Here is a 23,243-nt window from a genome sequence, read left to right on the forward strand (position 1 = left end):
GGCCGCTCAGTGGCCGCTCAGTGGCCGCGGACGAACTGCCGGGCCAGCCGCTTCCCCACCGCCACCGCGGCCGCGTGGTCCTCGATGGGCGACACCCGGGAGTTCCTGAAGACGATGTACGTGACCCCGGAGTCCGTCCCGCCGCCGTGCGGGTCGGGGCGGATGCCGAGTGCCTTGGCGGTGGCGTACGAGGCCTCGCCGATGATGTCGTGCGGTCCGGTGTCGCCGACGACCGCGTACTGGATCCGGCCCCGGTAGATCACGGCGACGACCGACCCACCGCGAACACCGTGGTCGTGATGGTCCCAGATGTCGCCGGCCGTGGGCACGACGACGTACGGAAGGGTCTCGGCGCTCAAGTACCGGCCGTCGGACTGCTGGTAGGCGGTGGTTTCCGAGATGAGAGGGTCGGTCCGCCGGTTGCACAGGCGGCTGGGCCTACCGTCGCAGTCGATGTCCAGGTCGGCCTTCCAGAACACGGCGCCCCGTGTGCCGCAGACGGGGATGTCGGCGCGGGCGCCGTCGTCGCTGCGGTAGCGCCCCTTCGAGACCGGAACACAGCGGCGTACCTTCGCGAGCAGGTCGGCGGCCCGGACGTTCCCTTCCCTCACCGCCGCCGCGGGGCGAGTGGGTTGGGCGTCGGCGAGAAGCACCGGCGAAGCGGGAGCGAGCAGGGCGGCACCGGCCGCGGCCAGCGTCAGCGACTGGACACGCACGATAAGAGACCCTCTCCTGGGGGATATAGACGGTCATTTGCGCAAATGTGGTGCGCGTTTGACGGTGCGTCAACTTGAGAGGGCCGGACGGCCCATGGGCGCGCCGACGGGCGCCGTGCGGCCGAGGGCCCGAGCCGCAGTCGGCTCCGGCCACTCGACCGCCCTCGCCGGCGCGGGATCAGCGACGACAGCGGCCCGCGCCGTGGGCGTGAACTCCCCTGAGACAAGGGCGAGTTCACGCCGCGTCAGGACTCAGCATACGTACCCGAACGCCGGTCCGACCAACAACCACCCACCCTCTTGATGTGGCCGCGCCAGCCGTGTCTTATAGGTACAGACCAATCCCGTCGAGGGAGGGCAGGCCCTTGCGACGCGTTCCCCCTGCTGTGAGGCATGGCTTGATGTGCGGGGCACTGCTCGTCCTGTCGTCCTGCGGGTGGGGTGCGCACGACGACGGCCAGGGCGATCGACTGCCCTCGGCGCCGATGGGCGTCACCGCCGCTGCGGGCAGTGCGACCAGCGTGCACGTCATGTGGAACCTGGCTTCCGTGGATCCGGAGGTCACCCGCTACGAGGTGTATCTCGGCACCACAAAGGTCAAGGAAGTGCCCGGCGCGGAGCACATGGTGGACATCACCCGACTCACACCGTCGACCACATACGTCTTCACGGTCCGGGCCCGGAACGGCGCCGGGGACTCCGGACCGCCCAGCAAGCAGGTGCGCGCCACCACGCCGGCGGCGGTCGCGGCCGATCACACGGCGCCCACCCGGCCCGGCCTGCCGCACGGCAAGGCGGTCGGGAGCCGGGCGGCCCAGCTGTCCTGGGAGAAGTCGACGGACGACCGCGGTGTGGCCTCGTACGACATCTATCAGGGCACCTCGAAGATCCACAGCGTCGGCGGCGCGCAGACGGCGACGGTGGTCACCGGGCTGCGGCCCGGTACCCACTACTCCTTCACGGTGCGGGCGCGGGACGCGGCGGACAACCTCTCGCCCGAGAGCGGCACCGTCCGGCTCACCACCGCGCGGGGGTCGGACGACGGTCGGGGCACGGCGCCGACCGGCTTCCGTGCGACGACCCACCGCGCGGACGGGGCGTACTACATCGATCTGTCGTGGGTCGCGCCGGAGGTGGACGGGGTGATCACGGAGTACCGGATCCATCTCGACGGGCGTCCGGTGACCTCGCTGGTGTGGGGCGGCAACCCGCCGCGCGGGAGATCCACGTACAGCTTCTACGTGGGCCGGGACGCCGGGGTCGCGCACCGGGTGCGGATCAGGGCGAAGCTCCCGGACGGTACATGGGGTGGGTTCTCGGCGGAGCGCACGGTGACGACAGGCAGCCGGAAATAGCCACGGCATAGAGTTGCTGGCATGCCCCATAGGGAAACCAATGCCGCCGCACCCCTCGATCTCTCCCTGCTGCGCACCTTCCTCACGGTGCACCGGTCCGGTTCCTTCACGGCGGCCGCGCGGCTGCTGAGCCTTTCCCAGCCGACGGTGACGACACAGATGCGCTCGCTGGAGGAGCAGTTGGGCCGGGAGCTGTTCGAGCGGGGGCCGCGGGGGGTGGTGCCGACGTCGGTGGCGGACGAGCTGGCCGCGCAGGTCGCGGCGCCGCTCGACGCGCTCGCGGCGGTCGCGGACCGCGGCGGCTTCGGCGCCGACCAGCCGCCGGACCCGGTCCACGTGGCGGGTCCGGCCGAGCTGCTGTGCGCGAAGGCGCTGCCTGCGCTGGCGCCGCTGACGGAACAGGGCGTACGGCTGCGGATCAGCACCGGGCTGACCGACGACCTCCTGGAGGGGCTGCGCGGGGGCCGCTTCGACCTGGTGATCGCCACGACCCGGCCGCGCGGGCGCACCCTGACGTCCGTGCCGCTGATGGACGAGGAGTTCGTGCTCGTCACCTCCCGGGCGTGGGCCGAGCGCATCGGCCCGGACCGGGTGGCGACCGAGGGGGCCGCCGCGCTGCACGGGGTGCCCCTGGTGACATACGCCGAGGATCTGCCCATCGCCCGCCGCTACTGGCGGCATGTCTTCGGAGTGCGGCTGACCGGGCAGGCCGCGATCACGGTGCCCGATCTGCGCGGCGTCCTCGCGGCGGTCGTCGCCGGCGCCGGGATCACGGTGCTCCCCCGCTATCTGTGCCTGGACGAGCTGGCCTCCGGTGCCCTGGTGCCCCTGCTGTCGCCCGAGGACCCGCCGATCAACACCGGGTATCTCACCCAGCGGCCCGGCGCCTCGGACAACCCCCACGTGGCACTCGTCCGGGAGCGGCTGCTGCAGGCGGGCCGCTCGTGGTGACCGACGGCCCACTGCCGTAACAAGCGATCAGCAGTCGGCCGGACGAAGGAATTCATCACCTGCCCGGTCCCCGTCCGCATGCGGGCCGGGCCGATGGCGGATTGGCTCTCCCTGAGGCAGCACGGGCCTTTCCAACCCTCGGCGGCGCATGGGAAGTACCGCCAACCGTGCCGCTGGAGGGCAGTCCAATGCGTACTACTCAGATATTTCTCCGCTCCGGCCTGACCGTGGCCGCCGCCGCTGCGCTGCCGCTCACCCTGGCCGCCCCGTCGGCCGTCGCGGTCGGTTCCGGAATCTCCGTGAGCACCACCGGTTCCAATGTTTCGGTGACCACCGGCTCGTGTCCGAGCAACGGCAGCAGCTTCGGCAACGCCTCCTTGCTCAGCAGTGGACAGGCGAACTTCGCCCAAGGGCGCCAAGCGTCGTTGACGGGGACGAGCACTAGTCAGTCCGCGTCCTGGTCGGGCGTGAGCCCGGGCACCTATACGGTCATCGTGGTCTGCGCGAACGGAACGACGGCGGGCACCCAGTCCATCATCGTCTCGACCCCCACGACCCCCACGACCCCCAAGACCTCCAAGACCCCCACGATCTCATCGACGGCCTCGCCGTCACGCGGAGTCCTGGGCGGTTTCGGCGGAGCCGTCCAGGACTACGGCACGGTCACCCTGGTGGGCGGCGGGGTACTGGTCGCCACCGGAATCGTGGCGGCGGCCTGGTACCTGCGGCGCCGGGCCAAGCCCCACCGGCTCTGATTCAGGGGCCCGTCACACCGGCGGCCGTCCACCCGACTCCGGTCGGAGGGACGGCCGCCTGTGCGGGTGACCCCTACTCGGGCGCGGGCAGCCGCTCGAACTCCTCCAGCGCGTGGCTCAGCCACTGGGTCCAGAAGGTCTCCAGGTCGATTCCGGCACGCAGCACGAGGTGCCGCAGCCGGTCCTGGGGAGCGTCCTTGTCCGGCGGGAAGTCGCGCTCCTGGATCTCCTCGTACTCCGCCAACTGCCTCTGGTGCAGGGCGAGATGGCGGCGCAGATCGGCCTCGACGCCCGCGGTGCCGACCACGGCCGAGGCGCGCAGCCGCAGCAGCATCGTGTCGCGCAGCGGCTTCGGATCCTGGGATGCGGCGGTCCAGCGGGCGAGTTCGGTGCGACCCGCGGGCAGGACCTCGTAGCTCTTCTTCTGTCCCCGGGCCGGCTGCTCGGCGGGCAGGGCGCGGATGTAGCCCTCGGCCTCCAGTTTTCCCAGCTCGCGATAGATCTGCTGATGCGTCGCCGACCAGAAGTAGCCGATCGACTTGTCGAACCGCCGGGTCAGTTCGAGGCCCGACGACGGCTTCTCGAGCAGGGCGGTGAGGATCGCGTGCGGGAGTGACATGGGGTCATCCTAAGGAGGGCCGTACCGGAGACCGGGCGCCCGGCTGCTGCCCGCGGACGCCGCGACGGCCCTCCCGCCTCTCGTCCCTAGAGCGCCGCCGCCAGCTCGGTACCCTGCTTGATGGCACGCTTGGCGTCCAGCTCGGCGGCCACGTCCGCGCCGCCGATGAGGTGCACGCTGCGCCCCGCGGCGAGCAGCTCCTCGTACAGGTCGCGGCGCGGCTCCTGCCCGGTGCACAGCACGATCGTGTCGACCTCCAGGACCTGGCTGTGCCCCTCGACGGTGACGTGCAGCCCGGCGTCGTCGATCCGGTCGTACTGGACGCCCGGGACCATGGTGACGCCCCGGTGCTTGAGCTCGGTGCGGTGGATCCAGCCGGTGGTCTTGCCGAGCCCGGCGCCGACCTTGGAGGCCTTGCGCTGCAGGAGATGGACGGTGCGCGGCGGCGCGGGCCGCTCGGGCGCGGCGAGGCCGCCGGGGGCCCGGTAGTCCATGTCGACGCCCCAGTTGCGGAAGTACGTCGCCGGGTCCTCGCTCGCCTTGTCGCCGCTGTCGGTCAGGTACTCGGCGACGTCGAAGCCGATGCCGCCGGCGCCGAGGATCGCGACGCGGTCGCCGACGGGGGCGCCGTCGCGCAGCACGTCGAGGTAGCCCACGACGCTGGGGTGGTCGACGCCGGGGATCTCGGGGGTGCGGGGGCTGACGCCCGTCGCGACGACGACCTCGTCGTAGCCGTCCAGTCCGTCCGCGGAAACGCAGGTGTTCAACTGGACGTCCACGCCGTGGAGTTCGAGCTGCGTACGGAAGTAGCGGATCGTCTCGTCGAACTCCTGCTTGCCGGGGACCTTGCGGGCGACGTTGAGCTGGCCGCCGATCTGGTGGGCGGCGTCGTACAGGGTGACGTCGTGGCCGCGCTCGGCCGCGCTGACCGCGCAGGCGAGTCCGGCGGGACCGGCGCCGACGACGGCGACGCGCTTGCGCAGCCGGGTCGGTGACAGGACGAGCTCGGTCTCGTGGCAGGCGCGCGGGTTGACCAGGCAGGAGGTGATCTTGCCGCTGAAGGTGTGGTCGAGGCAGGCCTGGTTGCAGCCGATGCAGGTGTTGATGGCCTCGGGGCGACCGGCTTCCGCCTTGGCGACGAAGTCGGGGTCGGCGAGCATCGGGCGGGCCAGCGACACCATGTCGGCGTGGCCGTCCGCGAGCAACTGCTCCGCCAGCTCGGGGGTGTTGATGCGGTTGGTCGTCACCAGCGGGATGGAGACGGCGCCCATGACCTTCTTGGTCACCCAGGCGTACGCGCCGCGCGGCACCGAGGTCGCGATGGTGGGGATACGGGCCTCGTGCCAGCCGATGCCGGTGTTGATGATCGTCGCTCCGGCGGCCTCGACGGCCTTGGCGAGCGTGATCACCTCGTCGAGGGAGGAGCCGCCCGGCACCAGATCGAGCATCGACAGACGGTAGATGATGATGAAGTCCTCGCCGACGGCCTCGCGTACGCGCCGGACGATTTCTACGGGGAAGCGCATGCGGTTCTCGTACGAGCCGCCCCAGCGGTCCTCGCGCTGGTTCGTCTGGGCGGCGATGAACTCATTGATCAGATAGCCCTCGGAGCCCATGATCTCCACGCCGTCGTACCCGGCCCGCTGGGCGAGGCGGGCGGCGCGCGCGTAGTCGTCGATGGTCTGCTCGACCTCGGCGTCGCTGAGCGCGTGCGGCGGGAAGGGGCTGATCGGCGCCTGCAGGGCGCTCGGGGCGACCAGGTCCTGGTGGTAGGCGTACCGCCCGAAGTGCAGGATCTGCATCGCGATCTTGCCGCCCTCGCGGTGCACCGCGGCGGTGATCTCGGCGTGCTGCTCGGCCTCGGCCTCGGTGGTCAGCTTGGCGCCGCCCTCGTACGGCCGTCCCGCCTCGTTGGGCGCGATGCCGCCGGTGACGATGAGGCCGACACCGCCGCGCGCCCGGGTGGCATAGAACTCCGCCATCCGCTCGAAGCCGCGCTCGGCCTCCTCCAGGCCCACGTGCATAGAGCCCATGAGCACGCGGTTGGGCAGGGTGGTGAAGCCCAGGTCGAGCGGGTTCAGCAGGTGCGGGTAACGGCTCATCGGGCCCTCCGTGCGCGGTGTCGTGCCTCTGTTGTAGACGACGACACGCTCTTTATGCAACTAGTTGCACAAGTGGCTCGGGCCAGCTGGATCGGGTTGGCGGGCTCGGGTCAGCCGAAGGCCACCGGGGCGACGAGCTCGGCGACCGGTGCGGGCTGGTCGACCATCACCAGGTGGCCCGCGCCGGGGACGGCGACCATCGTGACGTTGGGGCTGGCCTCCAGTGCGGCCCGCTCCTGCGCGGTCAGCCCGATCTCGTCGTGGTCGCCGCGTACCACCCAGGTCTGCACGCCCGAAGAGCGGAGCCGGGGGACCAGCGATCCGTGCCGGTCCAGGTACTCGAAGTAGTGCCGGACCACCCGGCGGCAGAACGCCGGGTCGTTCTTCTTGAACTCGGCGACCAACGCCGCGCGGCGGGCCGGGGGAAGACTGCTCGCCATGGCGCGGGGCATCACCTTCACCAGGGCCGACCAGGTCAGGGCCCCGATGCCGGGCAGCCGCCCCAGGCGGTCGGCCACGGCGAGCACCTGGGGCTCGTCGGGCCGCGAGAAGGTCGGGGACAGCAGGACGAGCGGGCCGGCGAAGTGCCCGCCCGCCGCCATCTCCAGGGCGATATTGGCACCGAGACTGTGGCCGACCACGACATCGCAGCCGCGCGCCGCCGCGAACGCGCCGGCGAGCGCCGCGTAGTTCTCCATGCCGAGATCTCGTGGGGGTGGAGTGCCCGCATGGCCCGGCACCGTCGCGGCCACCAGCCGCACCGGCGCCGAGGCGAGCGCCGGTGCGGCCATCAGGTCGTCGTAGAACGCCGTGCTGCACATCCCGCCGGGCAGCAGCAGCACTCTCCGTTGCGCGTCGGTGGGCCCGGACTCGCGGACGTCCCACGCGCGGAACTCGTCGGGACTGCTCACCTTCGGCCCTCCGTCCGCCGTCACGGTCGGCCACAGTGTGGCGCGCCGAACGGGGCGACCCGACGATCCAGGACGGAACGCGGCATGTCGGACGCACCGGCCTCCGTGACTACGGCCGGACGCCGATCACGACGTTCGCGTACATCTCCTCCGAGACCTCCAGCCGGGTGATCAGACCGCTGCGGGTGAAGGCCTCGACGGCCAGGGATGCCTGGTGTTCGCTCGTCTCGACGAGGAGGCAGCCACCGGGAGCCAGCCACCGGGGTGCCTCGACGGCGACCCGGCGCACGAGGTCGAGCCCGTCCGCGCCGCCGTCGAGTGCGACCAGGGGTTCGTGGTCGCGGGCCTCGGAGGGCAGCAGGCCGACCTCCTCGGTGGGGACGTACGGCACATTGGCGGCCAGGACGTCGACGCGTCCGCGCAGGGTGTCGGGTAGGGCCGTGAAGAGGTCGCCCTCGTGGACGAGTCCGCCGAACGGCGCGACGTTGCGGCGGGCGCAGCGCACCGCGGCCGGGTCGATGTCGGCGGCGTGCAGCTCGGGCCCGCCGAGGGCCGCGGCGAGGGCGGCGCCCACCGCGCCCGAGCCGCAGCACAGGTCCACGACGACGGACGCGCCCTTCGCGAGCGCCACGGCCTGGTCGACGAGGAACTCGGTGCGGCGGCGGGGCACGAAGACACCCGGTTCCACGCCGATGCGCAGACCGCGGAACTCGGCCCAGCCGAGGACGTGTTCAAGGGGGAGTCCCTGGACACGCCGGTCCACCATGGCGGTGACCTCGTCCGGGGTGCGGGCTGTGCTGAGGATCAACTCCGCCTCGTCCTCGGCGAAGACACAGCCTGCGGAGCGGAGCGCGGCGACGACGGAATCAGAAAGAGGGGTCATGAAAGCGAGAGCCTTTCGAGGGGCCGAAGGGCGCTCTCGCGGTCACCTACAGGCGGTGAGCCGCACTGCCTCGAGGTGAGAGCACCCGACCTGACACAGCGGTAATGGGTCCCACCTCCTCGGCAACTCCTCGACTGGGGCGGTCCGCAGCTGGGACGGCCACATTACAGGAACCGTCAGACGGCGACCGACTCCTCCAGCTCTTCCTCGGCCTCCTCCACTTGTGGAACAGGCTCTTCCCGTACGGCGCCACGGGCGCGCGCCCGCTCGACGGCGCCGGCGACGGCCGTGACCAACAGGCCGACCACCAGCCAGGCGACCAGCGTTCCCACATTGCCGGACAGGCCGTTGCGGTCGAAGTAGAGGAGGCTGCGGACACCCTCGACGAAACCGGCGCCGTTCCAGAAGGCGTGCAGGGTGCCGAAGAAGCCGTTCTGCAGCTCCGGCCGGAACAGGCCTCCGGAGCTGGTGAAGTTGAGCATCACGAAGAGCACCATCATGGCGAGTGTGGTCCACCGCTTGAGGAAGGTGTGGAGCCCGACGCCGATGAAGACGATGCCCGCAGAGTAGAGCCAGCTCATCCCCCACACCGTCGTGAGGTCGTGGTGCGCGAGGTGGAAGACGGGCCCGGCGAGCGCCGCGCCGATGACGCTCACGACGCCGGAGACCCCGACGGCCAGCAGCGCGCGCATCCGCAGGGGCAGGCCCGCGCCCGCGGCACCGAGCGCGGCGACGGACGCGTACGAGCCGATGCTCACCGCGATCAGCAGGAAGAACAGGCCCTGGCCCGTGGGGTCGTCGTCGACCGGCGGGGCGACGTCGGTGACCTTCAGTACCACGCCCTGCTGGGCGGCGACCGGCATGAAGACCTTCTCGACGGCCGTGGCGCCCATGTCGGACGCGGCGGTGGCGACGACCAGTTCCGGCGACTTCGCACGCAACACGTAAGCACCCGTGATGTCACGGGACTTGAGCAGGTCCACCGCCTCGGTGCGGTTCGGGACGGTGCGCACGTCGAGCTTGTCCCCCGCCTCGTCCTTGACCGACTGGGCGAAGACCTTCGCCTCCGGGCCGGTGCCGACGACCGCGACGGGCAGGTGATGCGGCTCCGGCGTCACGAACGCACCCATGTAGGCCAGCCCCATGCCGAGACACATCAGCAGGGGTGTGACCAGGTGCGTGAGCACATGGCGCAGGGCCGGTGAGCGCAGGCCGGTGACCACAAGACCTCCATTGGTTGGCATATACAACTCTCTATCAAGTTGTACTATACAACCAGGTGAGTGGAGGGAGGTCCCGTGAAGGCATCCGAGGAGCGCGATGAGACGGTTGTCACCATCGGCACGTCGGCGGACACGGCCGACAGGTCGGCTGACACCGCCGGCACGTCGGCGGCGGACAGCACCGGCACGTCGGCGGACACCACCGGCACGTCGGCCGCCGACGCGGCTGTCGAGACCATTCAGCGCGAGATGACCGTCTTCGCCCGGCGGGCCCGGGCCTCGGCGGGTCGCATGCACCCCGAGCTGTCCCTGGTCTCGTACACCCTGCTCGGTCATCTGGAGGAGAGCGGCGGCTGCCGTGCCACCGACCTGGCCTCGCACTACGCGCTCGACAAGTCCACCGTGAGCCGTCAGGTGGCCGCGCTGGAGCGGGCCGGGCTCATCGAGCGACGACTCGACCCCGAGGACCACCGGGTGCAGGTGCTGCATCTGACGGAGGCGGGCACCCGGATTCTCGCCCAGGTCACCGAGAGCCGCCGTGAGGCGTTCCGGGAGCGGCTCACGGGCTGGCCCGAGGAAGATCTGGAACGGTTCGCCGCGTATCTCGTGCACTACAACTCGGCGTACGAACCGCCCGTCGGAAAGGGAGCCGCGAGCTGAGGAGCTCCTCCGTCAGGAGGTGCGGCCGCGACGTGGGCGGGCGTCACCCCGTCGCGTATTCACCGGGGGAGCTCCACCACGGTCCTCGTCGTCATCGCGCTCCCACGACCCGCTCGTCCCCCAAGCGCTCGGGCACACGCGCCGCCATGAACCGGGTGGTCCGGCGCAGTCGGAAGCCCAGGGATTCGTAGAGGCGAATGGCGTTGGTGTTGCCCGCGGCGGTGTGCAGGAAGGGGGTCTCGCCGCGCTCGCGGATGCCGTGGGCGACGGCCAGGATCAGCCGGGTGGCCAGGCCCTCACCCCGGAAGCCGGGGTCGGTGCAGACCGCGCTGATCTCGGTCCAGCCCGGCGGGTGCAACCGCTCCCCCGCCATGGCGATCAGGGCGCCGCTTCGGCGTATGCCGAGATAGGTGCCGAGCTCGACGGTGCGGGGCAGGAAGGGACCGGGTCTGGTCCGTTCGACCAGGTCCAGCATCTCGGGCACATCGGCCGCGCCGAGCCGCACGGCCTCGGCGTCCGGCGCCGCGGCGATCCCGTCGTCGACCAGCTGGACACCCTCCACGCTGAAGGTCACCTCCCAGCCGTCGGGAGTCTGCCCGGTGAAACCCGCCAGCGGAGCCTCGGCACCGGGGCCCACCAGGGCAGCCAGGTCCGCCCAGTCGTCGACATCCGGCTCGTCCGGCAGGGCCAGCCACGGCGATACGTCCGCCGGGTAGCGCAGGACCCGGCCCCGGCGCTCGGCGAAGTGAGCGTGCGGGCCGGCCAGGGAGCCGAGGGCGGGGTTGTCCAGCGGGTGCGGGCCGGTCGACGAACCGAGCTCCGGATGGTCCGGCGCGCGTGTGCTCATGCGGACACCTCGATCACGATCTTGCCGCGCGCGTGACCGTCCTCGACGGTGCGCAGTGCTTCCCCGGCCCGGTCGAGCGGGAACGTCCGCGTCACGAACGGTCGCAGCTTTCCGTCGACCACGAGCTTCGCCACCTCGTCGAGCACGGCGGCGGTCCGGGCCCGTGCGACGGGTACGCCCCCGAGCCGCGCGACCGTCTCCCGGTCGGCGCCGGTGATCAGCTTCGTACGGTCGGTCAACAGCGTCGCCACGGCTTCCAGTACCTCGCCTCCGACGAGGTCGAACACGGCGTCCACCCCGTCCGGCGCCGCCGCGCGCACCCGCTCCGCGAGGTCGGGCCCCGACGGGACGTGCACGGCTCCGAGCGACTCGACGAAGTCCTTCTTGCCGTCGCTCGCGACCCCTACGACACGCAGCCCGAAGGCGCGCGCGATCTGCGTGGCGGCGACGCCGACTCCGCCGCCCGCGCCGGTGATCAGCACGGTCGCGCCGGAGGGAAGGTCCAGCTGGCGGATTCCGTCGTACGCGGTGGCCGCCGCGACGGGCAGGGTCGCGGCGTCCGTGAACGACAGCTCGGCGGGCTTGTGCGCGGTGACGGCGCCGGGAAGGAGCGTGTACTCGGCGTACCCGCCGGTCACCGGGTTGCCGAAGACCTCGTCGCCCGGGCTGAAGCCGGTCACGTCGTCGCCGATCGCCTCGACGACCCCCGCGACCTCGTTGCCGAACACGGCGGGCAGCTCGGGCTCCGGGCCGCCCGGGCGGCGGTAACCGGTCCGCTGCTTCCAGTCGACGGGGTTCACACCGGCCGCACGTACGGCGACGAGGATCTGGCCGGGGCCCGGGCTCGGCCGGTCCCGCTCCACCAGGGCCTCGGTCTCCGGGCCGCCGTAGCGTGTGAAGACGTACGCCTTGGACATCTGCTCCCTCACTCTCCTTCGCTGTCACCGGTCGCGGGGCCACTGTCACCGGTTGTAGCTGTACAGGGCACCGAACTGGCTCTAGCGGCAAGGAAGATCGCGGCACGGCTATTCCCCGGCCCCGGGAGAGTTCATACGTCCGCAATGATCGGGGCCCTGCCCGTGCCAGAGCACGGTGCACAGCCGCGTACGGTTGAATGCGTAAGCAATGATCACGCTCGATCCGCGGGCCGCCGTCCCGGACGGCCTGGAGGCACCACCCGCATGAATGTCACGCGAGGCTTCACCGGGCGCCCGCGCGCCCACAACACCGGGCTGCCGCCCGGGCAGTACGACGCGGGCGACGACTGGCCCGTCCTGGCCGCCGAGGTCACACCCGACCTGGCGCCCGCCGACTGGACCTTCGGGATCGACGGTCTGGTGGCCGAGCCGCGCACCTGGGACTGGGAGCAGGCGCACGCGCTGCCCGCCTCGGCCTACGAGGGCGACATCCACTGCGTGACGAGCTGGTCGAAGTTCGGGGTGCGCTTCGGGGGCGTGTCACTCGACGCGTTCCTGGATACCGTACGCCCCGACGCGACCGCCACCCACGCGGTCGCGTACTCGCACACCGGCTACACCACGAACCTTCCGCTCGCCGATCTCACCGGCGGCCGTGCCTGGATCGTGTGGGAGTACGACGGCAAGCCACTGCCGGCCGAACACGGCGGCCCGGCGCGGCTGATCGTGCCGCATCTGTACTTCTGGAAGAGCGCCAAGTGGATCGCGGGCCTCAGGATCCTCGACCACGACGAGCCGGGATTCTGGGAGCAGAACGGCTATCACGCACGCGGCAACCCCTGGGAAGAGCAGCGCTACTCCGGTGACTGAGACGGCCGTATCCCCGATGACCGAGACCTTCGTACCCCCGACGGCCTTCGCCGTGCCCGGGCGGATCGCCGTGAACAACCGTGCCGCGGCCACCTGGCAGACGGCCACGCTCACCGAGATCCGCCGGGAGACACCACACGCCGCCACCTTCCGGTTCGCGGTTCCGCAGTGGACGGGGCATCTGCCCGGGCAGCATCTGATGCTGCGGCTGACCGCCGAGGACGGGTATGTGGCGCAGCGCCACTACTCCATCGCGTCGCCGCCCGGCGACGCCGGGCACATCGAGCTGACGCTCGACCATGTCGAGGGCGGCGAGGTCTCCGGCTGGTTCCATACCGTCGCCCGGCCCGGCGACTCGGTCGAGGTGCGCGGCCCGCTCAGCGGCTTCTTCGCCTGGCCGGGCGACCGGCCCGCGCTGCTCATCGGCGCCGGCTCCGGTGTCGTACCGCTGATGTCGATGCTGCGGCACCACCGCGCGCGGGCCCTGGACGTGCCGCTGCGGCTGCTCGTCTCCGCCCGCAGCCCCGAAGAGCTCATCTACGCGCGGGAGTACGGCGCGGAGACCATGCTCGTCTTCACGCGCGGCGCGCCGCACGGTGTGCCGGTGGGACGTATGGCGGCCGTACATGTGGCGCCGCTCCTGGCCGAGCAGCCTCGCGGTGGGTGGGAGGCCTATGTGTGCGGCTCGAACGGGTTCGCGGAGCACGCCTCGCGGTTGCTGGTGGAGGCGGGTCAGCCCGTGGACCGGATTCGTATCGAGCGCTTCGGCTGAGGCGTTTCCCGCAGTCCCCGCTGTCAGTTGTGTGGCACCACTGCCACGGGACACGTGGCGTGGTGGATGAGTGAGTGCGCGGCGCGGCCCAGGCCCTCACCCGAACGGCGCCCGATGACGAGCAGACCGGCCCGGGTGGACGACTTCAGCAGATGGTGTCCGGGGTGGCCGTAGATGACCTGCTCGGAGACGGGTGTTTCGGGGAACTTGTGGCGCCACGGCTGCAACGTGCTGGTCAGCACGTGCCGCTTGCCGTCCTCCCGCTCGGCGGTGTCGCCGGGCAGCGGCATCCCGGGCGCGTAGCCGCGCAGCGGGGGCAGAGTCCAGGTATGCACCACGTGCAGCGGCGCCGAGCGGACGGCGGCCGTGTCGAAGGCGTAGCGGATGAGATCGTCCGCCGGGTGGTCCAGGTCGAGGCCGAGGACCACTGGAAGATACGGGGCGGCGCTCGGTGGTGTGCCGTCGACGGTGGGCATCCGTTCGTCCTCGGGGAGTTCGCCCGCGCGCACCAGGACCACCGGGTGTTCGGCTCCGGCCGCGACGGCGAGGGCGACCGAGCCGATCAGGAATCCGGCGAACCCGGTGAAGCCGCGTGAGCCGAGGACCAGGGTCTCGGCCTCCGCGGCCTCCGCGAGCAGCGCCGGAACGGCGGGGGTGTCGGTACTGCGGGCGATGATGTCCAACGCCGGGTGGGCGTACGACAGTTGGATCGCGGCACGGTCGAGTGCGGAGCGGGCACGCCCGGCCGGCACGTCGACGTCCGGGATCCGCGCGGGCACGACGGGGTCTGCCCCCGCGTGCAGCAGACGCAGGGGGAGACGGCGGCGCCCGGCCTCGCGGGCGGCCCAGTCGGCGGCGTCCAGACTGGCGCGCGAGCCGTCGATGCCTACGGTGATGGTGCGGGTGCCGATGCTCATGGCTCCTGCCTTCCGGGAGTTCGGCGGTCAGCCGGTCCAGGGCTGCCGTTCGCTGCGCGGAGTGGTGCGCGGGTTCCACGAAGGGCTCGGTTCAGTCGTACGGCGCTGGAATCGGCGCGGGTCCACTGTGGACGCTGGCAGCCGTGCGCGGTCCGTCGGGAGAGGCGAACCGGCCTCCCACAGGGGCCGTTCGGCCCATCTCACGGGCGGACGGCCGCTCGGCCCACTGGGAAGGCGGAGCTGCGAACCCGGGTGCACGCCCGGCACCGCGATCCTCCGCTCCGGCCTCGTCGAGGCGCGCCGAACCGGAGTGGACGCGGCGCACGGCGTGACGCGTGCGGTGCACTCCCCCTGCGGCAGCGGCGCACCCCTGTGAAGGGACCATTCGGCCCTGTCGACGTTTGCCGTAGTACGCGACGATCGATCGTGGCCCCCTGCCTCCGGGGCCCCAGCGTCCGGGGAGCAGTGGACATGGACGAACCAGAGCACGCGCCGCATACGCCGCCCGTCAGGGTGTTCCTCCTCGACGACCACGAGGTGGTCCGCCGGGGACTGCACGACCTCATCGACGCCGAGCCGGACATGCGGGTCGTCGGGGAGGCCGGAACCAGCGAGCAGGCACTGGTCCGTGGACCGGCGCTGCGTCCGGACGTGGCGATCCTCGACGTCCGGCTCCCCGACAGCGACGGGATCACCGTCTGTCGTGAACTGCGGTCGCGGATACCGGGGTTGGCGTGTCTCATGCTCACGTCGTTCGACGACGACGATGCGCTGCTGGACGCGATCATGGCGGGGGCGTCCGGCTATGTGCTCAAGCAGATCAGGGGCTCGGACCTGATCTCGGCGGTCCGCACGGTCGCCTCCGGGCAGTCGATGCTCGATCCGGCGACGACCGCGCGGCTGATGAGCGCCCTGCGGGATCCTCAGGGCGAGGGCACCGCACAGCAGGAGGAGGACGCCCGGCTGACCGGACTCTCCGAGCGGGAGCGGGACATCCTCGCCCTCATCGGCGAGGGGCTCACCAATCGGCAGATCGGCGAGCGGCTGTACCTCTCCGAGAAGACGGTGAAGAACGGGATTTCGCGGCTGCTGGGCAAGTTGGGGGTGGAGCGGCGCATCCAGGCCGCGGTGATCGCGGCCCAGTTCCCGCCGCCTTCGGGGCGGGAGGGGTGACTGGCCAAGGATGCCTCGGCCGGGCCGCGCTGACCTGGGTCACTTGAACTCAGCGTGAAAGGGAGGCAGAGGCCGCCTTGAGCAGGATCGCCCAGCGAGACCCGAGAGGCAGAGGCCGCCTTGAGCAGGATCGCCCAGCGAGACCGGAGGGGCAGAGGTCCCCCGGCGAGGAACGCTTGGCGTGACCGGAGCGGCAGAGGCCGCCCGAACCAGGGGGTCTCAGCGTGACCGGAGCGGCAGAGGCCGCCCGAACCAGAGGGTCTCAGCATGACCGGAGAGGCAGAGGACCCCCGACAAGGAACACCCGGCGTAACCGGAGCGGCAGAGGCCGCCCGAACCAGAGGGTCTCAGCGTGACCGCAGCGGTACCCGCCACTCCAGGCGTGTGCCGCCTTCCTGACGTGTCGTCACGGTCAGGCGCCCGCCCAGTCGTTCGGCCCGTTCCGCGAGATTGCGAAGTCCGCTGCGGCGGCCGCCGTCCGTCTCCATGCCGACGCCGTTGTCGTCGACGCGGAGCGTGAGGTGCCCCTCGCGCACGACGAGGGCCACCTCCGCCGCGGTGGCCGCCGCGTGCCGGGCCACATTGGTGAGGGCCTCGCCGACGACGGCGACGGCGTCCTCGGCGATGGCGCCGGGCACGTCCACGTCGATCAGCCCCTCCATGCGCAGGGCGGGGGTGAAGCCGAGCCCGCCTGCCGCCTGCTCCAGGGCGCGCACGACGCGGATACGCAGACCGGCGTCGGGGGTCTCATGGGCGCGCAGTCCGAAGATGGTCGATCGGATGATCTTTATGGTGATGTCCAAGTCGTCGACGGCACGGCTGAGGCGTTCGGCGGCCTGCGGATGCTGCACGAAGCGCTGCGCGCTCTGCAGGGTCATCCCGGTCGCGAACAACCGCTGGATCGCCAGGTCGTGCAGGTCGCGGGCGATCCGGTCGCGGTCTTCGAGCAGGCTCATCTGCTCGGCGTCGCGCCGCCGTTCCGCGAGTTCCATCGCCAAGGCGGCCTGCCCGGCGAACCCGAGCAGCGGCGCGGTCTCGACCTCCGTGAAGGGCGTCCGTCCGGCGCCCCGGGCCAGCATGAGGACCCCGCGCAGCCCCTCCCGGGTGCCCATGGGCACGGCGACAGCGGGCCCGAGGCCCTCCCAGCGGTCGGGGCCGTAGGTGATCCGGGTGTCCTTGCGGACGTCGGCGGTGGCCACGAGCGTGCCCGCGGTCAGGGCGGCGCCGGCGAACGTGCCCTCCCTGGGCAGCACGAGTCCCAGGTGCGCCTCGGCCTGGTGCCCCAGCGCGAGCGCCCCGCGCAGGTCGCCGGTGCTCTCGACGACGAGGTCGACGACGCCCAGGTCGGCCGCGGTGATCTCCCGGGCCCGCTCCAGCATGACTTCCATGACCTGCGGCTCGGGCACCCCGGACAGCAGCCCGCTGGTGATCTCCGCACCCGCCTCCAGCCAGCGTTCCCTGAGCCTGGCCTCGCCATACAGGCGGGCGTTCTCGATGGCCACACCGGCGGCCACGGCGAGGGTGGCGAGGACGGCCTGGTCCTCGGGGTCGAACTCTCCGCCGCCGCGCTTCTCGGTCAGATAGAGGTTGCCGAAGACCGTGTCGCGCACCCGGATGGGGGCTCCCAGGAAGCTGCGCATCGGCGGGTGGTGCGGCGGGAATCCGGACGACGCGGGATGCTCGGACAGTTCCGCGAGCCTCAACTGCTCCGGGTTCCGGATGAGTTCGCCGAGCAGACCGTGCCCGGAGGGCAGGTCGCCGATCGCCGCCCACACCTCGTCGCTGACGCCCACGGGGATGAACTGCGAGAGCTTCTGCTGCTGTCCGATCACGCCGAGCGCTCCGTACTCGGCGTCCACCAGGACGACGGCGGCCTCGACGATACGGCGCAGCACCTGCGCGAGGTCGAGCTCGCGCCCCACCGACAGCACCGCCTCCAGCAGGCCCTGCAGCCGGTCACGGGTGCCGCGGACAGTCTCGATCCGCCCCTGCAGTTCCTCCAGCAACTCGTCCAGGCGCAGCTTCGGCAACCCGGCCCCGCGCCCGTCCCCGCTCATGCGCCCTCCCCCGGTGAGAGCCGACGAGACGTCACCACTCGGTGTCTCACCGTAGCCGCTGAACGTGGCCGTGGCAGCAGGGACTTGAATGTGGCGGTGACGTGGGGAACCGGTCGTCCCAGGGCTTCACGGCCTGGCTCGCCCCCGGGGGACGCCCGACGCCCCCGCTGCACGGGCGCCGCGGAGACCGATGGGAGGCAAGGCTTGGCGACCTCCCACGGCACACGTACGGTGTGATCATCCGCACCCCTGATGCCAAAGGTGGTCCTTCATGGCCTTGTTCGACCTCCCCCTCGACGAGCTCCGCGACTACCGCAGCGCGTCCGCCGAGCCCGAGGACTTCGACGACTTCTGGGCCAAGACGCTCCAGGAGGCCGGTGAGCACGACCTCGCCGCGCGCTTCGAGCCGTTCGAGACACCGCTCAAGACCGTCAAGGTGTACGACGTCACGTTCGCCGGGTTCGGCGGGCACCCGGTCAAGGGCTGGCTGACCGTCCCGGCCTGGGCGAACGGGCCCCTGCCGACCGTCGTCGAGTTCATCGGGTACGGCGGCGGACGCGGCCTTGCGCACACGCATCTGCTGTGGGCATCGGCGGCCTTCGCGCACTTCGTGATGGACACGCGCGGCCAGGGCAGTGCCTGGGGCGGTGGCGAGACCCCGGACCCGGTGGGCAGCGCGCCCGCGTTCCCCGGTTTCATGACGCGCGGGGTCGAGGACCCCGAGGGCTACTACTACCGACGGCTGTTCACGGACGCGGTGCGCGCCGTGGAGGCCGCCCGCTCGCATCCGCTGGTCGACGCGGCGCGCATGGCGGCCCTCGGCGGCAGCCAGGGCGGCGGCATCACCCTCGCGGTGGGCGGTCTGGTGCCCGACCTGGCCGCGGTCGTTCCCGATGTGCCGTTCCTGTGCGATTTCCCGCGCGCCACGGTGATCACGGACCGCAACCCCTACCGGGAGATCGGCAACTACCTCAAGACCCACCGCGGCCGCACCGACCAGGTGTTGCGCACGCTCTCCTACTTCGACGGAGTGCACTTCGCCGCGCGAGGCCGGGCGCCCGCCCTGTTCTCGGTCGCCCTGGAGGACCAGACCTGCCCGCCGTCGACGGTCTTCGCGGCGTACAACGCGTGGGCGCACGACGACAAGAAGATCGAGGTGTACGACTTCAACGACCACGAGGGCGGCGGCCCTTACCAGGAGGCGGCTCAGCTGCGCTGGCTGCCCGACCACCTCTGAGGCCCGTGATGGACACGGCTCGGGCGGCGCGGCGCTTTGTCACGGTGTGGGAACGGGCCTGGGCGGCCCACGACGTCGACGCGATCCTGGAGTTGTACGCCACCGACTGCGTCCACCGGTCCATGCCGTTCCGCGAGCCTCACCGGGGCCGGGACGAACTCGCCGCGTATGTACGGTGGTCCTTCGCGGCCGAGCAGGCGACCGACGTTCGATTCTCCGAACCGATTGTCGGGCAGGACGGTCAGGCCGTCGCCGAATTCCGTGTCCTCGCAGAGGAGGACGGGCGGCCGTCGACGCTGGCGGGCTGCGTCTTCGTCCGCTTCGACGCGGCCGGCCTGGCCGTGGAAACCCGCGACTACTGGCACAGCACCCCGGCGTACGTGACCTCTCTCCCATGGGAGATGACTTAGGACAGCGAGCACACTGGGGGAATCTGGAGGGACAGAACTGGGCGGGCTTGGCCCGCCTGTCCACCGCAGAGACCAAGGGCGAGATCTCCTCTGACGCAACGTCGGAGGAGGCTGACCCTCGGTTCATCACCGGCAGGGACATCAAGAGCGGTTCGTCACCCGTAGGGACGTCAAGAGCACCGAGGAGCAGGAGAGGGACGGCCGCGGGTTCGTCGAGAGCCGACCGTCGAGCACTACCACCGACCGATCATCGACATCACGGGCAGTTGGACCTGTCGACCCGCCGGCGTCGTGTATGCACGGGACGGGTAAGACCCCCACCATGGATACGTTGTCGATCGCCCTACCGGTTGTCGCGACTGCAATGGTGGCCGCCCTGGGATTCCTCCAGTGGGCGCGCACCGAAAAGCGCCAAGCACGCAACGAGCATGCAGCACGACAAGCGCTGGAGACCGAGCAACGCCGAACCCTCGCAGCGCCTTTTCGCCAAGAACGCGCAGCCGCTCTACGGGCGCTCATCGACATGCTCAAGCAGTACGAACTCAAATCCCGCTGGAACGCGGGTAACCAGGACCTGAGGGCCGAGATCCCGAAGTTGAATTCCTTTCTCATTCAGAATCGGGCGCTACTCAGGGAATACGAGTGTGAACTCGCACGACAGTTCCTAGAGGGCCTGACCTGGATTGACCGCTACCAGGAACAGCGTCGCGAAGACTGGAGCGAATACCGCCAGTCGGAAATACGGTCTGGCCGCCCAGATCCCGGCGAGCATGAAAGCGCATGGGAAGACACGCGAACGTTGGACATTCCCCTCGAAATGTGGGAAGTGGTGAGGAAGTGGAAGTCGGCTGGAGAAGCTCTGGAGTCATGCCTCCGAGACGTACTCCAGGGAAAAGATCTGCCTCTATGAACGGATCTTGCTCAGTGGGGCGCAGAACACCGGCCTCTACCACGGCTGCCAGTCGCGCGGTGGGTCGTCGTTCCGCAACGCGGCGATGCGCCGACCTGTCCTCGCCCGCCGCCCGCTCGCCCTCCTGAACGTTCTGCATGAGTCACGTCGTCATGCCGCTTGCAGGCCACGCAGCGTCTCGGACCCATGCCGGTGGTACAGGTCCCACCCGTACGCGGCCACGAAGTCGGCGTACTGCTCGTCGATCTGCCACCCAGCTGTGGTGCTCAACAGCCGTGACCGGTCCCGCGCACGCGACCGACGCCGAACCGCCGACGGCGGCGCGCCGCAGGTACCGCCCTGTTCGCCCTGGCGGGGATCGTTGAGCGGCTGGTGCCGGACGAGTTCGCCTGCTCCCTCATGTGCTATCGCAGACTCACTGAATGAGATGCCCCTCAAGGACCTAAAGGAGCTAAAGGACCTTGAGCAGTCGTTCGGCCAGGACGGCGGCCGAGGCAGGGTTCTGTCCGGTGAACAGGTTGCGGTCAACCACCGTGTAGGGCTTCCAGATCTCACCCTTGGTGAAGTCGACGCCCAGGTCGATGAGCTCGTCCTCCAACAGCCAGCGGGCCTTCGGGCCGAGCCCGACCGCGTTCTCTTCTTCATTGGTGAACGCAGTGATCCGGTAGCCGGCGAAGGGCGATACGCCGTGGATCCTGGTCGCCAGCATCGCGGCCGGGGCGTGGCAGACAATGGCGAGGGGCTTGCCGGAGGCGAGCGCCGCGGTCAGCAACCGGCCGGCGTCCGCGTCGACGCACAGGTCTTCCATGGGGCCGTGGCCGCCCGGGCAGTAGACGGCGTCGTAATCCTCCAGGCGGGCGTTCGCCAACTGGATCGGCCGCCGGATCACCTCTGCGGAGCGGATGATCGTCTCCAGATCAAGGGCGATCTGGGCGCTGCCGGCCATGTCGGGGCGCAGGCTCATCATGTCCACGTTCGGGACCACCCCGTTGGGGGTGGCGACCACCACTTGATGGCCGGCCTCGGTGAGCGCCTTGTACGGGGCCGCGAACTCCTCGGCCCAGTATCCCGTGGCATGCCTGGTGCCATCCTTGAGCGTCCAGTACGTCGCCCCGGTCATCACGAAAAGTAGCTTCGCCATCGGACAACCGTCTCCTCGTCCGCATCTGGTGTGATTTAGCCGGATTCATTACAGAACACACCCTATATCAGAGTGTGATCTAGGTCCTGCCGGCTGACTCTGCCGCGTGCACTTCGTTGATCGGCCGCATACACGGCACTACGCAGTGCCGTCGCATTGAAGTTCTCCGGTCCCGGCGTCTTCACCCGACCGAGCAGGGCTCCGGGCATGGTGACCGGCTCGCCCGGCCGCGGCGCGGTGCGCCACCGGTGCGACTCCCGATGAGTGGGCTGGGAGTCTGTGCCTTCCAGCAGGTAGTAAGCCGGTCGTGGCTTCGGTACGGGTCACGAGCACATGATGAGCACACGGAGATCCGACGAACGGCGGACCGGGGCAGGCCATGACCCCGTTCCTGATCTCCGGGATGCACTCGCCGACCAGCCCCTCAAGGGGTCGGTTACAGCCCCTTGGACCGGGATCCTGAAGCGCGATGCCGTCGCCGGCCTCGTATCGATCCAGTGTCCACACCGCGCACGGCCCGGAGGCACCCGATGAACCACAAGCACCCTGGAACGGGTCCGCTCACCGTGACGGTGTTCGTGTTCCCGGGCGTGCGGTTGCTCGATGTGACCGGCCCCATCGAGGTGTTCACGACGGCGAACGAGTTCGGCGGGCACTATCGGGTGCAGATTGCGTCCGAGGACGGAACGGAGGTGATCACCTCCGCCGGGACCCGCCTCGGCGCTGACCTTTCCGTCGACGATGTACAAGAGCCGTGCGACGTTCTGCTGATCCCGGGCGGTCCGCAGTGGGAAACGCTGATCAAGGACGACGCACTCTTGGATGTTGTCCGGCAACTGAACGAGAAGAGCCGCTGCACGGCATCGGTGTGCACGGGAGCGTTTCTGCTGGCCGCGGCCGGACTTCTGACTGGCCGTCGCGCTGCGACGCACTGGCGGCATTCACGTCAACTGGCCTCGCGGTTCCCATCCGTGCAGGTCGAACCGGACGCCATCTTCGTGCGGGACGGGAAGATGATGACTTCGGCAGGTGCCAGCGCCGGTATCGACCTGTCCTTGGCGCTAGTCGAAGATCATTACGGTGCGGAGGTCGCTCGCTCGGTTGCCAAGGACATGGTCGTCTTCATGCAGCGACCGGGTGGCCAGTCCCAATTCAGCGTCCGCTCCCGGGCGCCGCACACCCGCCAGGAGATGCTCCGCCGGGTCCTGGATGCCGTCGCCGAGAACCCCGGGGCCAACCACACGCTAACGGCCATGGCCCGCAGGGCAGGCGTCAGCGTCCGTCACGTGACCCGGCTCTTCTACGAAGAGGTGGGAACCACCCCGGCCCGGTATGTCGAGCAGGTCAGGCTGGAAGCAGCCCAGGTGCTGCTGGAGACGGGTGATGACCCCATGGCGGTCGTAGCCCGGCGCACAGGGTTCGGCTCACCCGAGTCGCTCCGCAGAGCGTTCGTGCGGCACCTGGGTGTGACGCCTGGTGCATACCGGGCCAGTTTCCGGACGACCGGCGTGAGCACGAAGGATCTGGTGTCCGCGGCGGTCTCCTCGTAGTCGAGGCACAACGGGCCGATGCCGGTGAGCTGTCAGCTGCCTGAGGCCGGCTCAGCGGAATACAGACACCGCTCCTGAGAAGCGAACTCGCCCCCGCCCAAACCGCGTTCCCCTGTGTGCACCGTAGTGCCGCAGCGCGGCGATGCCTGCTTGGCACGCCCTTTACCTTGCGTGACCTGTGCCTGGCGTGATGTTCGCCTGGCGGGGCCCACGGTTCGTCTGACCTTCACTCAGGTCCGGCCCAGGGCTCCTAGGGTTACGGCGCCT

22 protein-coding genes are annotated in these 23,243 nt (G+C 70.5%); 11 read left to right on the forward strand and 11 right to left on the reverse strand.

Features of this window, described 5'->3' with window-relative positions:
- Positions 1-17 precede the first annotated feature (17 nt).
- Entirely contained in the window at positions 18-716 is a 699-nt protein-coding gene (locus AB5J53_RS03300) for a glycoside hydrolase family 75 protein (RefSeq protein ID WP_369244155.1), read from the reverse strand.
- A 401-nt stretch (positions 717-1,117) separates the two neighbouring features.
- Between AB5J53_RS03300 and AB5J53_RS03305 the strand changes: the two genes are divergently transcribed.
- The 3 genes from AB5J53_RS03305 (at position 1,118) to AB5J53_RS03315 (ending at position 3,777) form a co-directional block, all read left to right on the forward strand.
- The gene (locus AB5J53_RS03305) at positions 1,118-2,071 is read left to right on the forward strand and encodes a fibronectin type III domain-containing protein (RefSeq protein WP_369244156.1); all 954 of its coding nucleotides are present in this window, start codon (positions 1,118-1,120) and stop codon (positions 2,069-2,071) included.
- A gap of 21 nt (positions 2,072-2,092) precedes the next feature.
- On the forward strand, positions 2,093-3,022 hold the full coding sequence (locus AB5J53_RS03310; protein WP_369244157.1) for a LysR family transcriptional regulator: 930 nt from the start codon (positions 2,093-2,095) through the stop codon (positions 3,020-3,022).
- A gap of 188 nt (positions 3,023-3,210) precedes the next feature.
- Complete coding sequence (locus AB5J53_RS03315; protein WP_369244158.1) at positions 3,211-3,777, forward strand: hypothetical protein; 567 nt, start codon at positions 3,211-3,213, stop codon at positions 3,775-3,777.
- 73 nt (positions 3,778-3,850) lie between these two features.
- Here the strand turns inward: AB5J53_RS03315 and AB5J53_RS03320 are convergent, their stop codons facing one another.
- The 5 genes from AB5J53_RS03320 to AB5J53_RS03340 form a co-directional block, all read right to left on the reverse strand.
- On the reverse strand, positions 3,851-4,396 hold the full coding sequence (locus tag AB5J53_RS03320) for a PadR family transcriptional regulator (RefSeq protein ID WP_369244159.1): 546 nt from the start codon (positions 4,394-4,396) through the stop codon (positions 3,851-3,853).
- A gap of 86 nt (positions 4,397-4,482) precedes the next feature.
- Positions 4,483-6,498 carry an FAD-dependent oxidoreductase gene (locus tag AB5J53_RS03325; protein WP_369244160.1) on the reverse strand — a complete coding sequence of 672 codons (2,016 nt, stop codon included), beginning with the start codon at positions 6,496-6,498 and terminating at the stop codon, positions 4,483-4,485.
- A gap of 110 nt (positions 6,499-6,608) precedes the next feature.
- Complete coding sequence (locus AB5J53_RS03330; protein ID WP_369244161.1) at positions 6,609-7,409, reverse strand: alpha/beta fold hydrolase; 801 nt, start codon at positions 7,407-7,409, stop codon at positions 6,609-6,611.
- 109 nt (positions 7,410-7,518) lie between these two features.
- Complete coding sequence (locus AB5J53_RS03335; protein ID WP_369244162.1) at positions 7,519-8,292, reverse strand: putative protein N(5)-glutamine methyltransferase; 774 nt, start codon at positions 8,290-8,292, stop codon at positions 7,519-7,521.
- A gap of 176 nt (positions 8,293-8,468) precedes the next feature.
- The gene (locus tag AB5J53_RS03340) at positions 8,469-9,536 is read right to left on the reverse strand and encodes a hypothetical protein (RefSeq protein WP_369244163.1); all 1,068 of its coding nucleotides are present in this window, start codon (positions 9,534-9,536) and stop codon (positions 8,469-8,471) included.
- Between the two features lie 228 nt (positions 9,537-9,764).
- Between AB5J53_RS03340 and AB5J53_RS03345 the strand changes: the two genes are divergently transcribed.
- On the forward strand, positions 9,765-10,175 hold the full coding sequence (locus tag AB5J53_RS03345) for a MarR family winged helix-turn-helix transcriptional regulator (RefSeq protein WP_369252032.1): 411 nt from the start codon (positions 9,765-9,767) through the stop codon (positions 10,173-10,175).
- A gap of 91 nt (positions 10,176-10,266) precedes the next feature.
- On the opposite strand, the gene AB5J53_RS03350 is transcribed toward AB5J53_RS03345, so the two are convergent.
- The gene (locus tag AB5J53_RS03350; RefSeq protein WP_369244164.1) at positions 10,267-11,022 is read right to left on the reverse strand and encodes a GNAT family N-acetyltransferase; all 756 of its coding nucleotides are present in this window, start codon (positions 11,020-11,022) and stop codon (positions 10,267-10,269) included.
- Positions 11,019-11,939, reverse strand: coding sequence for an NADP-dependent oxidoreductase (locus AB5J53_RS03355; RefSeq protein WP_369244165.1), 921 nt, complete (start codon positions 11,937-11,939; stop codon positions 11,019-11,021). The genes AB5J53_RS03350 and AB5J53_RS03355 overlap by 4 nt, the downstream gene beginning before the upstream one ends.
- Positions 11,940-12,203: 264 nt before the next feature.
- Between AB5J53_RS03355 and AB5J53_RS03360 the strand changes: the two genes are divergently transcribed.
- Both AB5J53_RS03360 and AB5J53_RS03365 read left to right on the forward strand, forming a co-directional pair.
- Positions 12,204-12,809, forward strand: a complete 606-nt coding sequence (locus tag AB5J53_RS03360; RefSeq protein ID WP_369244166.1) for a sulfite oxidase-like oxidoreductase — start codon at positions 12,204-12,206, stop codon at positions 12,807-12,809.
- 16 nt (positions 12,810-12,825) lie between these two features.
- Complete coding sequence (locus AB5J53_RS03365) at positions 12,826-13,581, forward strand: ferredoxin reductase (RefSeq protein WP_369244167.1); 756 nt, start codon at positions 12,826-12,828, stop codon at positions 13,579-13,581.
- A gap of 23 nt (positions 13,582-13,604) precedes the next feature.
- Here the strand turns inward: AB5J53_RS03365 and AB5J53_RS03370 are convergent, their stop codons facing one another.
- A complete protein-coding gene (locus AB5J53_RS03370; protein WP_369244168.1) occupies positions 13,605-14,498 on the reverse strand; it encodes a universal stress protein in 894 nt (297 codons plus the stop codon).
- Positions 14,499-14,969: 471 nt separating this feature from the next.
- Here AB5J53_RS03370 and AB5J53_RS03375 point away from each other — a divergent pair, with 471 nt between their 5' ends.
- Positions 14,970-15,671: a response regulator gene (locus AB5J53_RS03375; protein ID WP_369244169.1), complete on the forward strand. Its 702-nt coding sequence runs from the start codon at positions 14,970-14,972 to the stop codon at positions 15,669-15,671.
- Positions 15,672-16,018: 347 nt separating this feature from the next.
- Here AB5J53_RS03375 and AB5J53_RS03380 read toward each other — a convergent pair whose 3' ends face one another.
- Positions 16,019-17,728: a GAF domain-containing sensor histidine kinase gene (locus AB5J53_RS03380; protein WP_369244170.1), complete on the reverse strand. Its 1,710-nt coding sequence runs from the start codon at positions 17,726-17,728 to the stop codon at positions 16,019-16,021.
- Between the two features lie 271 nt (positions 17,729-17,999).
- On the opposite strand from AB5J53_RS03380, the gene AB5J53_RS03385 reads away from it, so the two are divergent.
- The 3 genes from AB5J53_RS03385 (at position 18,000) to AB5J53_RS03395 (ending at position 20,285) form a co-directional block, all read left to right on the forward strand.
- Positions 18,000-18,965: an acetylxylan esterase gene (locus AB5J53_RS03385; RefSeq protein ID WP_369244171.1), complete on the forward strand. Its 966-nt coding sequence runs from the start codon at positions 18,000-18,002 to the stop codon at positions 18,963-18,965.
- Between the two features lie 8 nt (positions 18,966-18,973).
- Complete coding sequence (locus AB5J53_RS03390) at positions 18,974-19,375, forward strand: nuclear transport factor 2 family protein (RefSeq protein WP_369244172.1); 402 nt, start codon at positions 18,974-18,976, stop codon at positions 19,373-19,375.
- A gap of 322 nt (positions 19,376-19,697) precedes the next feature.
- Complete coding sequence (locus AB5J53_RS03395; protein ID WP_369244173.1) at positions 19,698-20,285, forward strand: hypothetical protein; 588 nt, start codon at positions 19,698-19,700, stop codon at positions 20,283-20,285.
- 451 nt (positions 20,286-20,736) lie between these two features.
- On the opposite strand, the gene AB5J53_RS03400 is transcribed toward AB5J53_RS03395, so the two are convergent.
- Complete coding sequence (locus AB5J53_RS03400; RefSeq protein WP_369244174.1) at positions 20,737-21,426, reverse strand: type 1 glutamine amidotransferase domain-containing protein; 690 nt, start codon at positions 21,424-21,426, stop codon at positions 20,737-20,739.
- 530 nt (positions 21,427-21,956) lie between these two features.
- Between AB5J53_RS03400 and AB5J53_RS03405 the strand changes: the two genes are divergently transcribed.
- Positions 21,957-22,976 carry a GlxA family transcriptional regulator gene (locus tag AB5J53_RS03405; protein WP_369252034.1) on the forward strand — a complete coding sequence of 340 codons (1,020 nt, stop codon included), beginning with the start codon at positions 21,957-21,959 and terminating at the stop codon, positions 22,974-22,976.
- Positions 22,977-23,243 lie beyond the last annotated feature (267 nt).

This window comes from Streptomyces sp. R41, from assembly GCF_041053055.1.
Classification (GTDB): Bacteria; Actinomycetota; Actinomycetes; order Streptomycetales; family Streptomycetaceae; genus Streptomyces.